Here is a 14,742-nt window from a genome sequence, read left to right on the forward strand (position 1 = left end):
TTCCTACAGTATTATAAAGGCATACCAATAATAATCCTAATATATTCCCCATGATAGCAGCTATCCAAGCATCTTGCTTAGCGTCTGCGGCTAGACCTATTGGACTGAATAGGATGGAAGTACCAATATAACATATGGCTACTAATATTCTAAATTGTCTAGGACTTATTTTCCAATTGTCTAACATATTGTTCTCCTTACTTTTATTTAAAAATATTAATTTTCTNAGTAGTGGTAGAAAAAAAGCATAAGTTAGTACATAAGGTATCCAAGTTGCAACGTTCCATATTCCAGAATACATACTATTTGGAAATACTACTAGAGAAAGAACTACTACAATCATTCCCATAGGTAGAGTTAGAGGCCTATAGTCCTTCAATTTAAAGATTTGAGCAAGACCTAAAACAGCTCCATAAAAATATAGAATTACCTTATAAAAGATAGTAATAAACCAGGTGACAGCTATGATTGCTTCGATTCTTTGAATAAAGTTTCCTAAATTTATTTTTTTAGCAAGTACATAGCTAGAAAATGAATTTCGTGCTGTTGTATCATGTCCCAGCACTAAAATGCATAGGGTAGTTATAACTAATATTACAATTCCTCCTATTAATGTGCCACTTAAAAAAGATTTTTTAGCTTCTCTTATATTATTCACATGAGCAGGGAAAATCATCATAAGGACAATAAGTGTAAAAGAAGAAGCGCTGGCATAAAATAAACCTCCCCTCAATATAGGTTTCATCCCATATTCAAATACTGGCTGTATATTTTTAAACTCTATGCCAGGTAAGAGAAAAATCGCTAAGATGATGAGAAGTCCAATAAGAAAAGGATATAAGACCTCTGCTGCTAGTGCAAAAGTTTCTAGACCTAGGCGTGTCCCCATGACAACAATAAGAACAAACAACATATGGGTATACTGAATAGGAGTTTCTGGCATTATTTGTGTGGTTATGAAGTCTCCTGCAACCCACAAAATCATTGCGCAATTTATCAATAAAAAAGAAACAAATAAAAAAGAAAGTGTTTTTCCAATCCATTTTCCTAGTGCCTTCTCCGTATACTCTATTAATGTCATATTGGGAAAGAGACCTCCTACCTTATTATAAAAGCATACTACCAATAATCCTAATATATTACCTACCAAAGCAGCTAACCAAGCATCCTGTTTAGCATCTATGGCTAGAGCTACTGGATCAAAAAGGATAGAAGTACCAATAAAGCACATTATTACTAATATTTTAAATTGATAGGGACTTATTTTCCAATTGTCTAACATATTGTTCTCCTTACTTTTATTTAAAAATATNATACTATAAGTAACAGTAGTGGTAGAAAAAAAGCATATGTCATCACATAAGGTATCCAAGTTGTGGAGCTCCATATAACAGCGTAGATGCTATTGGGATATACTACTAAAGATAGAACTACTAAAATCATACCCAAGGGTAGAGTAAGTGGACGATAATCCTTCAAGTTTAAGATTTGAGCGAGGCCTAAAGCGGAGCCATAAAAATATAGGATTATCTTATAAAAAATAGTAATGAACCATATTATAGCTATTATTGCTTCGATCCTTTGTATAATGTTTCCCAAACTTATCTTTTTAGCTAGTGCATAGCTTGGAAATGCATTTCGTGCTGTCATATCATATCCTAGTACCAAAACACATAAGACTGTTATGAGAAATATTACAATTCCTCCTACTAATGAACCGTTTAAAAAGCATTTTTTAGCTTCTTTTATATTATTAACATAAGCAGGAAAAATCATCATAAGGACAATAAGTGTAAGAGAAGAAAAGCTTGCATAAAATAAACCTCCCTTTAGTACTGGTTTTATTCCATATTCAAAAACTGGCTGTATATTTTTAAATTCTATGTCAGGCAAGGTGAAAATTACTAAAATGATGAGAAGCCCAATAAGAAAAGGATATAAAACCTCTGCTGCTCGTGCAAAAGTTTCTAGGCCTAGGCGTGTGCCCATGATAACAATAAGAACAAAAAATATATGGGTGAACTGAATAGGAGCCTCTGGTGTTATTTGTGTGGTTATGAAGTCTCCTGCAATCCACAAAATCATTGCACAATTTATGAATAAATAAGAAACAAATAAAAGAGAAAGAGTTTTTCCCAGCCACTTCCCTAGTACCTTCTCAGTGTACTCTATTAAGGTCATATTGGAAAAATAATTTCCTACAGTATTATAAAGGCATACTACTAATAATCCTAATATATTTCCCACTATAACAGCTAGCCAAGCATCTTGTTTAGCATCTGCGGCTAGGCCTCCTGGGCTAAATAGGATGGAAGTACCAATATAACACATGATTACTAATATTTTAAATTGACGAGGACTTATTTTCTGCTTGTCTAACATATTATTCTCCCTGCTTCTATTTAAAAATATTTAACATGAAAATTTAACCTTTTCTAATCAATATTACAAATAGCAATAGTAATGGTACTACTACCTGTAGTGGTATATGGACATAGGTCGGAACTTTGTCTAAGCCTATTTCTATGTGTTCTGAAAAGTTATTAGCAATTTGTATTGAACCTATGAAAACAACAATACTAACGGCATATACAAGCTTGTCATGTTTTTTAACTTTGAATAAATCAGCTAGACCAATGACAGCTCCATAGGAAAAGATTCCAATCTTGAAGAATCCTCCTATAATCAATGTAATTATGCCAATTATATCTAGACGTTGTATAAAATTGCCTATATTTATCTTTTGTATACTTTTATATGAAGGAAATGTGGCATTAGCAGCATTGTGGACACCAAGAACACTAATATTAAGTGCAATAACAGCACTTAACAGAATTCCACTTAATATCATAGCATGCAATCCTGTTTTTATGCCTTCCTTTGGCTTATTTAAATAAGGTAGAAACATATTAAATACAATCATCTCACCAAAGGGGAAGGTGAGGGTTAAAGGAAAAACTGTTGTTAAAACAGGTTTTAAGCCGTCTTGTAAAAAAGGTTGAAGATTTTCTATCTTAGGTAGATTGGAGATAAATAGAAATGATACAAATAAGAGAACTAAAACTATCATGAACATAAAAAGTATTTCTCCTGCCCTTGCCAAGACTTCCAATCCTAAATAACTTCCATAGGCTACCACTAAAATAATCAAAAGATTTACTATGATTAATGGGGTGCCGTCTAGTGTAGTAGTAACAATTAATTCACCAAAATCCCTTAACACCCTTGAAGCAATATATATAAAATAAAGGATATATGAGAAAGCCAATAAGGTGCCCAAATATCTTCCCAAAATCTTCTGTATACAACTAGTTAATGGAAGATTAGGATATTGATAAAAAATATAACCGTATATAAGGAATAAAAGGAGTCCACTAACCATCCCAAGAATAATAGCAAGCCATGCATCTTGTTTAGCCTTCATTCCCAAACCAACTACAATGGCACTGCCAATTTCAAATAAAACCATTAATGAAAAAAGTTGTCTTATATTAATTTTTGATTTTTCCATGGCAGATTCACTTTCCTTTTTTTGATTTTTGGAATAAAGATACTATGAGTAATAGTAAGGGTAGAAAAAAAGCATAGGTCATCACATAAGGTATCCAAGTTGTAGAACTCCATATACCCTTATATATACTATTGGGATATACTACTAGAGATAGAACTACTAAAATCATACCCAAGGGTAGAGTAAGTGGACGATAATCCTTCAATTCCAAGATTTGAGCAAGGCCTAAAGCAGTTCCATAAAAATATAGGATTATCTTATAAAAAATGGTAATGAACCATATTATGGCTATAATTGCTTCGATTCTTTGTATAATGTGTCCTAAACTTATCTTTTTAGCAAGGGCATAGCTGGGAAATGCATTTCGTGCTGTCATATCNTTCCAAGATTTGAGCAAGGCCTAAAGCAGTTCCATAAAAATATAGGATTATCTTATAAAAAATGGTAATGAACCATATTATGGCTATAATTGCTTCGATTCTTTGTATAATGTGTCCTAAACTTATCTTTTTAGCAAGGGCATAGCTGGGAAATGCATTTCGTGCTGTCATATCATGTCCTAGTACTAAAACACATAAGATTGTTATAAGGAATATGACCATTCCTCCTATTAATGTACCCCTTAAAAAGCATTTTTTAGCTTCTTTTAAGTTATTAACATAAGCAGGAAAAATCATCATAAGGACAATAAGTGTAAAAGAAGAAAAGCTTGCATAAAGTAAACCTCCATTTAGTATAGGTTTTATTCCATATTCAAAAACTGGCTGCATATTTTTAAATTCTATGTCAGGCAAGAGGAAAATCACTAAAATAACTAGAAGTCCAATAAGAACAGGATATAAAACCTCTGCTGCTCGTGCAAAAGTTTCTAGACCTAAGCGTGTTCCCATGATAACAATAAGAACAAAAAACGTATGGGTAAACTGAATAGGAGCCTCTGGTGTTATTTGTGTAGTTATGAAGTCTCCTGCAAGCCACAAAATCATTGCACAATTTATGAATAAAAAAGAAACAAATATAAGAGAAATGGTTTTTCCCAACCATTTCCCAAGTAGCCTCTCCGTATACTCTATTAAGGTCATATTGGAAAAATAATTTCCTATAGTATTATAAAGGCATACTAATAATAATCCTAATACATTCCCCATGATAGCAGCTAACCAAGCATCTTGTTTAGCGTCTGTAGCGAGGCCTACTGGGCTAAGTAGGATGGAAGTACCAATAAAACACATGATTACTAATATTTTAAATTGACCAGGGCTTATTTTCCAATTGTCTAGCATATCGTTCTCCTTGTTTTTATCTAAAAACATTTAAATTCTTTTTTTTGATTTTCGAAATAAGGATACTATGAGTAACAGTAAAGGCAGAAAAAAACCATAGGTTAACACGTAAGGTAGCCAAGTTGTAGTATTCCATATACCAGCATAGGTGACATTTGGAAATACCACTAGAGAAAGAACTACTAAGATCATACCCAAGGGCAGAGTAAGAGGACGATAATCCTTCAAATTTAAGATTTGAGCAAGACCTAAAGTAGCTCCATAAAAATGTAGGAGCATCTTATAAAAGGTGGTAATAAACCATATTATGGCTATGATTGCTTCAATTCTTTGTATAATGTTTCCTATATTTATCTTTTTAGCAAGAGCATAGCTAGGAAATGCATTTCGTGCTGTCATATCTTGTCCCAGTACCAAAATACATAAGGTTACTATAAGGAATATGACAAATCCTCCAAGTAATGTGCCCCTTAAGAAGGACTTTTTAGCTTCTTTTAAGTTATTAACATGAGCAGGAAAAATCATCATAAGGGGGATTAGTGTAAGAGAAGACAAGCTGCTATAAAATAAACCTCCCTTTATCATGGGTTTTATTCCATATTCAAAAACTGGCTGTATATTTTTAGATTCTATGTCAGGTAAGACAAAAATCATTAAAATAATGAGAAGCCCAATAACAAAAGGATATAAAACCTCTGCTGCTCGTGCAAAAGTTTCTAGGCCTAGACGTGTTCCCATGATAACAATAAGAACAAAAAGCGTATTGGTAAATTGAATAGGAGCCTCTGGTGTTATTTGAGTTGTTATGAAGTCTCCTGCAATCCACAAAATCATTGAACAATTTATGAATAAAAAAGAAAAATATAAAAGAGAAAGGGTTTTTCCCAGCCATTTCCCTAGTACACTCTCAGCATACTCTATTAAAGTCATATTGGAAAAATAATTTCCTACTGCATTGTAAAGGCATACTAAAAATAGTCCTAATATATTCCCTGCTATAGCACCTAGCCAAGCATCTTGTTTAACCGTTGTGGCTAGATCCACTGGACTAAACAGGATAGAAGTGCCAATAAAACACATGACTACTAATATTTCAAATTGATGAGGACTTATTTTCCAATTGTTAAACATACTGTTCTCCTTGACTTTATTTAAAAATATTTAATATGAAATCAGTAAATGGCTTGTAGATTACCGTAAGGAAATCAGATGGATTTGGTATATCTAAATTTAAGCTTTCTGCAATACTTAAAATTACTCCAAATATGAGTAAAATGAAAAATACCCATAGTTCCCTTTTTAGATTCCTTTCTACTAAAGAGGGAACCTCATATAATGTCATTCCAATTGCAACTGTTAGAATTCCTAAAATAGGCCACATAAAGTTTTACTCCTTTACTTCTTTATAGAAAGATTTAGTAATTGTACCTTGACGTCTAATCTTTGCAATAACCTTTATATTCACTTCTAGGTTTTCAAATCTTCTATCCCAATATTTTTCCAATTTACTCCATGATTTGGGATCTGCCCTATGAATGGCTTCACCAAATCCAAATATATCACTTTTTAAATCAGTTTGTGCTTTATTCACTGCTGCTTCCATTGCTTTTTTTATTTTTTCTCCCAATTTTTTTTCTAATTTATAAATATTCTCAGATTTAGACAAATCCATTTCGGATCCTGCATCACCGATGGTAGCTTCTGTCCAAAGTTCAACATCTATTTTCGGTTCTCCATCTTCTACCTTGCCCTTTACTTTTGTGTTTGTTCTAATTAATTCAATAGCAATTTTCTCCTTTTCGTTAGAAGAAACCACAACAATGGTACTTTTTACTTTACCTATTATATAATTGTATCCTTTGCTTTCTTCTTCATTTAGCCAACCAACAAGCTTATCTTTCCTAAAACCACCAATATTAGTAATTTCTACAATAGTAGAGGGCTGAACCCTTTCTAAATTTTTTGTAGACATTCCTACTTCTTTCTCTCCCTTTATAGAAACCCCTGTCAATACTGGATTTTTTCCTTTACTAACTAAGCTATTTATCAATTCATCTAGTTGAACATGATGGGTTGGACCCCAGGACTTTTGAGACATTTCCAATGAGGAGAATATTTTATTTGCTGGGATTTGCTCTACTGGGGTCAAAACATTTAAAAGTTTTTCAGCCTTTGTATCTTTTGCTACTAATATATAAAAGTCTGTACGCAGTTCATGATCCCTAGAGAAATAATCTAAAGTTTCCCCTATGCCTTCTTCTGCTAATTCTTCACCATATATAAGTAATCTCAGATGGGCCATATATATTTTTCTGGGTGTTTCAACGGTCAATCTTCTTAGAGCTTCTAATATGGTTTCTCCTGAAGTTCGATATGTAGTGACTGCTGTACGGGTAGAGGTTTTTTCGCTTGCAACTTCTCCTGGGTTGATAAGTTGTACTGTAACAAGATAGCCTTCTTCACTTTTGTCAATTCCAATTGCCGTAGCAATGGCAAGTTCATTTATTTCCCGCTTACTCCAGCAGCCAGTTAAAAGACTTATAAAAATGGTTAGTATCAAGAGTCGAATAATTTTATATTTCATAGAAAAACTCCTTTATAGAATACCCTATTATTTATTATTCTTTGTTGGCTTTGGTTTTGCCATTGTTGGACTTTGTTGACGAATCACATTTTCCTGGTTCATTAAACGGGGCCTAGAAAACATGGCAAAGTGAGGAAAACGTAAAATTACATCCTTCTGATCAGCCCAAATAAAAGGGGCTATTGGATCCATATAAGGGATACCGAAGGAGCGTAGACTACAAAGATGAAGAGTTAGTGCAATAAGCCCTAAGGTAATACCAAATAGTCCAAAGGTGGAGGCTAATAGCATGAATATAAAACGTAAAATTCTAACGGCAATAGCCATATTAAATGAAGGAGCCACAAAGCTACTAATGGCTGTAATGGATACCACAATTACCATTACAGGTGAAATTATACCAGCTTGAACTGCTGCTTCCCCTAATACTAAAGCTCCAACGATGGATATGGCAGCTCCAGCAGCCCTAGGCATTCGAACTCCAGCTTCACGCAAAATTTCAAAGGTAATTTCCATCAGTAGTGCTTCAATTAAAGCAGGAAATGGAACTCCATCTCGTTGTGCTGCAATACTAATAAGAAGAGATGTTGGTATCATTTCCTGGTGAAAGGTAGTAATGGCAATATAAATAGATGGTGTAAGTAGTGCGACGAAAAATGAAAGATAGCGAATGATACGAACCATTGTAGCAATATCAAAACGTTCATAATAGTCTTCTGCAGCTTGGAAAAATTGTACAAATAAAGCTGGCACTAAAAGAACAAATGGTGTTCCGTCTACAATTATGGCTATTCGTCCTTCTAAAAGACCAGCTGCTATACTATCAGGTCGTTCCGTATTATATACAGTAGGAAAGGGAGTATAGGTTTCATCTTGAATGAGTTCTTCAATATATCCACTTTCCAATATGCCATCAATATCAATTTGATCAAGGCGTCTACGTACTTCTTTAACAGTATTATCATTTGCTACTCCTTTTATATATGCTACTGCCACATCAGTCTTTGTTCTTCGCCCAATTTGCTTTGTTTCTATCCAAAGATTAGGGTCTTTTATTCTTCGACGAATCAGTGCAGTATTGGTTCTTAGAGTCTCTGAAAAACCATCCTTTGGCCCTCTTATAACCGATTCTGAATCTGGGGCTGTAACCCCTCGGTCTTTCCATCCCCGTGAACTTGCGGAAAAACCTTCAGAATATCCATCAATTAATATGATAGTATCTCCAGATAAGAGGTGTAAAAAAAGATTTTCTAAATCTGAAATCTCTTTTATACTACCCTTTGGGAGAACAAAGTCCTTTAAGATTTGAAGAGTTTCTTTATGTGAACAAACGGATGGCTCAAGGTGAGTCATTCTTATATCTAAAGTCAAAGGCTTCATAATAAAATCCTGGATTAGTTCCGTATCGGCCAATCCTTCTGTGTAAATTATTCCTATTTTCATTTGGCTCTTTTCACCGGCATAAAATTCCCTTATGACTATGTCACTACTTTCTCCCAAGGTCTCCTTAACTAGTTGAATATTTTCTTGGAGACTTGCTTTCAAAGGGCCCTGTTGATTATTATTTTTTCTTTGTGTATTTTGATTGGGTTTGGTGCTTTTACTTTTTGTTTTAAAAAGTCTCCAGATAGATTTCATGGCAAAAACTCCTAAATTGTTTTTTATTTAGTATTTCTTTTGAATGGAAATCCTATACTGTGTTTTAGATTGAAATAACTGTTTGTGAGATTCATTTTTTATCTTATGCAAATACTTAAAAATTATATAATTTAAAAAAAGAAGTAGAGGGGAGTTTTAATATGTAAATGGTCCTCAACTTTTGTGACAGGAGTGAATCTGAATTAAAAATGGTTTTCAATTTTTAGAAATTTATATCAATTCTTATTTTTTTGATAAAAATTTTGCCGATTTGTGATATAATTATACTTGTACTTTTGGATTAAACATTATTAAGTGTGTAATCGAAAAAAATCACTTGGTTTTTCATGTGATTTGATACTTTTAATTGAAAATGATCTCTATTTTCAGAATTTACCATATCTTTGGAATTTTCTTCTGTGAATAATGTTAATTTAACTATAGAAGAAGGTTTTTCTATTTTATTATCCACATCACTGGCAATAATTTATGTGAAAATTAATTTTTATATCTAAAGGTTAATTTATAGCTGTTAAATACTTGCTGTAATGAAAAACTAAGGGTTTACTTTAGAAACACTGGATAATAGCTATTGTTGCTACATTCTATTTTGAAAAAGGGATTATATTAGTGGACAAGCTATATAGTTTAAATGCATAGTTTTATACTAAATCTTTTCTGGAATAATTATATATTTCTCGCAATCTATTCACATTATATTGCTATTATCTTTAGTTGTTTAACCAAGGTACAAATATAAAATATTTTTGGGGGGTTTCTATTTTATGGAGTTGAAGGGCAAAAGAAAAATCACCATAGGTGCAGCATTGATACCAGTAGTATTTTTAGTCGTTGCATTATTTTTTACTTTAAAGCATTTTGGAGGAGATCCACATATTCCGATTCTTGCTTCAGCAGCTGTTGCTACAATTGTCGCAATAACGCATGGTTTTACTTGGGGAGAACTTGAAAATGGAGTAGTAGAAACAATTAAAATGTCAATGTCAGCAATCCTTATTCTAATGATAATCGGTATGATTATTGGTACTTGGATACTTGCAGGTGTAGTACCTTCTATGATTTACTATGGTTTACAAATACTATCGCCTGGTATATTCTTAGTTGCTACAACATTAATCTGTGCCATAGTTTCATTAGCTACTGGTAGTTCATGGACTACTGCTGGTACAGTTGGTATTGCCCTTATCGGTATTGGACAAGGATTAGGAATACCTGTAGAGATTGTAGCAGGAGCAATTATCTCTGGTGCATACTTCGGAGATAAAATGTCACCTCTTTCTGATACAACAAATCTTGCCCCTTCAATGGCTGGAGCAGATTTATTTGATCATATTAGACACATGATTTTCACAACTGGTCCGAGTTTAATTATCGCACTTATTTTATACGGAATAATTGGTATGAAGTACGCAGGTAATAATATGGATATGGCTTCAATCAATGCAATTCTTGAGGGAATACAAAGTCAGTTCTCCATATCTCCACTATTATTAATACCACCTATTCTTGTTATTGCTATCGTAATATTAAAAGTTCCTGCAATTCCTGGACTAATTGGTGGAACACTTCTAGGTGGTCTTTTCGCTGCTATGTTCCAAGGAGCTGGAATGACAGAGATCATAGGTGCAGCACATTATGGATATGAATCAGCAACTGGAATCGAAGCTATAGATAGCCTATTATCTCGTGGTGGATTAGATAGTATGATGTGGACAGTATCACTGATTTTATGCGCAATGGCATTTGGTGGTATTATGGAAAAAGCGGGCATGTTACATGCAATTGCTGAATATATATTAAAGTTTGCTAATAGTACAGGTTCATTAGTATTATCAACAATTCTTACTGCAATAGCTATTAACTTAGTTGCAGGAGATCAGTATTTATCAATAGTTATACCTGGTAGAATGTATAAAGAAATATACGATGAAAAGGGATTACATCCAAAGAACTTATCAAGGGTTCTTGAAGACTCGGGTACTTTAACTTCACCGTTAGTTCCTTGGAATACATGCGGTAGTTTCATGTGGAAAACGTTAGGCGTTCATCCATTTGCTTTTTTACCATATGCCTTCCTTAACTTATTAAATCCATTAGTTTCTATATTCTATGGATATACAGGAATAACTATGGAAAAGGTTAAAGATATTGAGCCAATTGAGCAGGATGCATAAATAAAAACACAAAAAAACGAAAGAGCTTATATTCTAGTGTTATATCTAGGTAAATATTAAAGCTTGACAATAAAGAGACACTTAAAATGAGAATATATTTCCATTTTAAGTGTTTTTTTTTATTGTTTTTTTAAATTCATAGAAAAGGGGCTGTCTTAAAATGATTTTTCAAACCATTTTGAGACAGCCCCTCGTTAATGAAATTAAGTATTAATCGACATCATCGTAGTTGATATCATCGAAGTTGAATTCCTCCTTAGAGACAGAATCTAAACTTATTTCAGCATCTTTCTCTTTATCATCCAACTTATAAGAAAGAATATTTATTCCAGTTTCACCAACAACTTCTACTCCTAATTCATATTCAACCTGAATTGATATCATTGGTACGCCAGCTTTATTAACAATCATAGTACCTAGAGAAACTGGATTTTTACTAATCCATGCTGAGATACTCCTATTGTGATATTCTTTTGCTTCTTCAAGACTTTCTATAGAAATTACTTCAGAGAATTTTCCATTATTTTTGGATACAGCTGTATCTCCAGTAGTTTCATACCATACATGAATTTCAAATTCCCCATCTATTCTAATGTTTATATCCTTGTCGGAAGAATCTTCGAATTTACTTCCACGAATTTTGGCATTTGTTATAGTACAGCCTAATACTTGTGTAGGTTCTACATTGTTTTCAGAACATATAAATATGGTAGTTTGACATGTCTGAGTAGCCCTACCACATACTGCGTTAGTAATTATGGTTGTCATTTTGCTCTTATAGTTATTCTTGTCGTTCATAACTTTCCCCCCTTTTTTTCTATATTTATAATATTCTAGTGAGAATAAAGATGTGAAATTATTTATAAAATCTTTTGAAATTTTATCACACCTAATATAATTCAAATCATATATTGGTATGAAAAGATAGAGATCTTTAAGGAAGGGAGTGATTACTATACCCAAAAAAGTTTTAGTGACTGGTTGCGCAGGTTTTATAGGCTCACATTTAAGTGAAGCACTTATTGATAAAGGCTTTAGGGTAATTGGTATAGACTGTTTTACAGAATATTATGATAGAAAATTAAAAGAAAGAAATCTATCTTCATTGTTATCTTGTAAAGATTTTACTTTTATGGAAGAAGATTTAATGGAAGCACCATTAGAATTGTATTTAAAGGATATAGATTATGTTTTTCATCAGGCGGGGCAACCAGGGGTAAGGGGAAGTTGGGGAGCTCAATTTGATATATATGTAAAAAATAATGTTCTTGCAACTCAACGACTTCTAGAAATCGTTAAAGATTTTAACATAAAGAAGTTCATATACGCCTCATCTTCTTCTATTTACGGGAATGTAGATACATTGCCTATGAAAGAGTCTCAATTACCTAGACCATTTTCTCCCTATGGTATGACTAAGTTGGCTGCAGAGCAACTCTGCAATCTTTATTTTGAAAATTATGGAGTCCCTACAGTAGCCCTAAGATATTTCACTGTATATGGACCAAGGCAAAGACCTGAAATGGCTATGAATACCTTTATTAAAGCTATACTTAACGATACTTGCTTATCAATATATGGTGATGGAAACCAGAGACGTGATTTTACCTATATAGATGATATAGTAAAAGCTAATTTATTAGCCATGGAGTCCTCAGTAGAAGGTGAAGTATTTAATGTAGGTAGTAACAGACCTATAAAATTGATTGAGGTTATTAGAATTCTAGAAAAAATAGTAGGAAAAAAGACAAAGATGAAATTTATGCCTAAACAAGAAGGGGATGTTAGAGATACCTATGCTCATATAAAAAAAATAAAAGAGTCATTTGGGTATGAGGCTTCTGTAGATATAGAAAAGGGTTTAGCTAATCAAGTAGATTATATCAAGTCAATTCTCTAAAAAACTAGATATCACATACATGGATTTGTTGAATATAATGTAGTGTGGATGATAAAAGGGCAGAAAATCATATGGACTTTAATGAGGAGTTAAGAGTACAGGTTACATATGAGGAAAGTCTGATTGAAGAACAATTAAAATTTTAAATTATCGGAGAAGATATGTGAAAAGTATTCCTATAAGCTTATATTTTCAAAGTGAATTGTTGTAGTATTTATACAGCATCACTTATTGAAATTTTAAAATAGAAATAAAAGGGAGGATATAGTAAATGAAATATAAGGAAAAATATATGGGCTCTAAGGCAGAATGTTTAGAGCAATTAAAAGAAGTATTTAGAAATTTAATAAACGGAAGACTTGAAGTAGAAGGTGAAGTTGTAAGGATACCTGATGACAAAGAAATTGAGTACAAAATAAAGTATGAAGATGACCCAGAAATGGAAGGATCAGTAGCAATAAAAATTGGTTGGACATATTTTGAAGAAGTAGAAGAAGAAGTAGAAGAGGAAGTAGATTTCCAATTATAGTATTAATGAAATAGGGGGAGTTATCCCCCTATTATTTTAGGGGGGATAATATAATGAATTCTTTCATGGTGGATGTAAAAAGAGCTTTAGAAAAATACCATATTGAGGTATTGGGTATTAAAACTGAATCTTATAAGGGAAAAAAAGGTGTATGGTGGATAAAAACACCTAATGGCAAAAAAATACTTAAAAAACAATCTCAATCTACGGAGACATTAGACTTTATCCTGGCAGGAGTAGAACACCTTATGAAAAATGGTGTTAAAATTCCTGAAATAATCAAAACAAAGGAAGGTACTAACTATGCTCTTGTAGATAATACGTGCTATGTACTAAGTGAAGCCATTGATGGTAAAACATTAGACTATTCTAGCTCCAAAAATATTGAAAGAATAGTTGGGGAATTAGCTAATTTTCATAAGGCTTCAGTTGGTTTTGTTCCACCTGAGAATTGTAAGGTTAGAACACATTTGGGATTATGGATAGAAAAATATGAAAAGGAAGTAGAGAAGCTAGAGAAATACTATGAGATGGAACGTTCTCAAAGCAGTCATTCGGAATTCGGCAAAATTATACTTAAAGTGTATCCCTATTTTTATAATAGAATGGAAACTGCCCTTAAGGAATTTAAGAAAAATTCCTACCATAGGTGGGTTGCTGAAGTTAAAGGAAGTGGCGCATTGTGCCATCAAGACTTTACAGCAGGAAACCTTATTTATACAGAAACTGGAGATCTATATGTATTAGATACAGATTCTCTAACTATAGATATACCCCTTAGAGATATAAGAAAAATATTGAATAAGATCATGAAAAGAAAAAAGAAATGGGATATGGCCCTAGTAAAAGACATCTTAGGATGGTATCAGAAGGAAAATCCATTGAAATCTTGGCAGTGGGAAGTGCTTAAACCCACGTTAACTTATCCACACTTGTTTACAGGAATTATGAGTAAATACTACGAGAGAAGAGAAAAAACATGGACAGAACAAAAGTATTTAAGTCGATTGAAAGAGATGATAAAGATAGAAAAATCATTAGATCCTATCATAGATAATCTTGATAAGATTCGTCCTTTATAACATTGATTAAAAGGGGTGTA

14 protein-coding genes are annotated in these 14,742 nt (G+C 32.9%); 4 read left to right on the top strand and 10 right to left on the bottom strand.

Annotated elements, in window-relative coordinates; translation table 11 throughout:
- The 9 genes from CCE28_RS20860 to CCE28_RS20900 all read right to left on the bottom strand — a co-directional run.
- On the bottom strand, window positions 1-1,387 hold a 1,387-nt coding region (locus CCE28_RS20860), incomplete at its 3' end, for an endospore germination permease (protein ID WP_456297863.1).
- The gene (locus CCE28_RS20865; RefSeq protein WP_095136027.1) at window positions 1,303-2,382 is read right to left on the bottom strand and encodes a GerAB/ArcD/ProY family transporter; all 1,080 of its coding nucleotides are present in this window, start codon (window positions 2,380-2,382) and stop codon (window positions 1,303-1,305) included. The genes CCE28_RS20860 and CCE28_RS20865, both read right to left, overlap by 85 nt.
- Window positions 2,383-2,425: 43 nt before the next feature.
- Window positions 2,426-3,511 carry a GerAB/ArcD/ProY family transporter gene (locus CCE28_RS20870; protein ID WP_095136029.1) on the bottom strand — a complete coding sequence of 362 codons (1,086 nt, stop codon included), beginning with the start codon at window positions 3,509-3,511 and terminating at the stop codon, window positions 2,426-2,428.
- A gap of 7 nt (window positions 3,512-3,518) precedes the next feature.
- Window positions 3,519-3,887: a GerAB/ArcD/ProY family transporter gene (locus tag CCE28_RS20875; RefSeq protein ID WP_095136031.1), complete on the bottom strand. Its 369-nt coding sequence runs from the start codon at window positions 3,885-3,887 to the stop codon at window positions 3,519-3,521.
- Window positions 3,847-4,824 carry a GerAB/ArcD/ProY family transporter gene (locus CCE28_RS20880; RefSeq protein WP_095136033.1) on the bottom strand — a complete coding sequence of 326 codons (978 nt, stop codon included), beginning with the start codon at window positions 4,822-4,824 and terminating at the stop codon, window positions 3,847-3,849. Before CCE28_RS20880 ends, CCE28_RS20875 begins: the two co-directional genes overlap by 41 nt.
- On the bottom strand, window positions 4,825-5,925 hold the full coding sequence (locus CCE28_RS20885) for a GerAB/ArcD/ProY family transporter (RefSeq protein WP_095136035.1): 1,101 nt from the start codon (window positions 5,923-5,925) through the stop codon (window positions 4,825-4,827).
- A gap of 16 nt (window positions 5,926-5,941) precedes the next feature.
- Window positions 5,942-6,175, bottom strand: coding sequence for a hypothetical protein (locus CCE28_RS20890; protein ID WP_095136048.1), 234 nt, complete (start codon window positions 6,173-6,175; stop codon window positions 5,942-5,944).
- A 6-nt stretch (window positions 6,176-6,181) separates the two neighbouring features.
- The gene (locus tag CCE28_RS20895) at window positions 6,182-7,378 is read right to left on the bottom strand and encodes a Ger(x)C family spore germination protein (RefSeq protein ID WP_095136050.1); all 1,197 of its coding nucleotides are present in this window, start codon (window positions 7,376-7,378) and stop codon (window positions 6,182-6,184) included.
- A gap of 27 nt (window positions 7,379-7,405) precedes the next feature.
- Window positions 7,406-9,016, bottom strand: coding sequence for a spore germination protein (locus CCE28_RS20900; RefSeq protein WP_095136052.1), 1,611 nt, complete (start codon window positions 9,014-9,016; stop codon window positions 7,406-7,408).
- 785 nt (window positions 9,017-9,801) lie between these two features.
- Here CCE28_RS20900 and nhaC point away from each other — a divergent pair.
- Window positions 9,802-11,211: a Na+/H+ antiporter NhaC gene (gene nhaC, locus CCE28_RS20905; protein ID WP_176461957.1), complete on the top strand. Its 1,410-nt coding sequence runs from the start codon at window positions 9,802-9,804 to the stop codon at window positions 11,209-11,211.
- 210 nt (window positions 11,212-11,421) lie between these two features.
- Here nhaC and cotE read toward each other — a convergent pair whose 3' ends face one another.
- On the bottom strand, window positions 11,422-12,009 hold the full coding sequence (gene cotE / locus CCE28_RS20910; protein WP_095136054.1) for an outer spore coat protein CotE: 588 nt from the start codon (window positions 12,007-12,009) through the stop codon (window positions 11,422-11,424).
- Between the two features lie 175 nt (window positions 12,010-12,184).
- Here cotE and CCE28_RS20915 point away from each other — a divergent pair, with 175 nt between their 5' ends.
- From CCE28_RS20915 to CCE28_RS20925, 3 genes are all read left to right on the top strand, one after another.
- On the top strand, window positions 12,185-13,111 hold the full coding sequence (locus tag CCE28_RS20915; protein ID WP_207652946.1) for an NAD-dependent epimerase/dehydratase family protein: 927 nt from the start codon (window positions 12,185-12,187) through the stop codon (window positions 13,109-13,111).
- Window positions 13,112-13,382: 271 nt separating this feature from the next.
- Window positions 13,383-13,640, top strand: a complete 258-nt coding sequence (locus CCE28_RS20920) for a transcription initiation factor IIE (RefSeq protein ID WP_095136056.1) — start codon at window positions 13,383-13,385, stop codon at window positions 13,638-13,640.
- A gap of 53 nt (window positions 13,641-13,693) precedes the next feature.
- Window positions 13,694-14,722: a CotS family spore coat protein gene (locus CCE28_RS20925; RefSeq protein ID WP_095136058.1), complete on the top strand. Its 1,029-nt coding sequence runs from the start codon at window positions 13,694-13,696 to the stop codon at window positions 14,720-14,722.
- The last annotated feature ends 20 nt before the right edge of the window (window positions 14,723-14,742 follow it).

The sequence above is a fragment of the Anaeromicrobium sediminis genome, from assembly GCF_002270055.1.
Classification (GTDB): Bacteria; Bacillota; Clostridia; order Peptostreptococcales; family Thermotaleaceae; genus Anaeromicrobium; species Anaeromicrobium sediminis.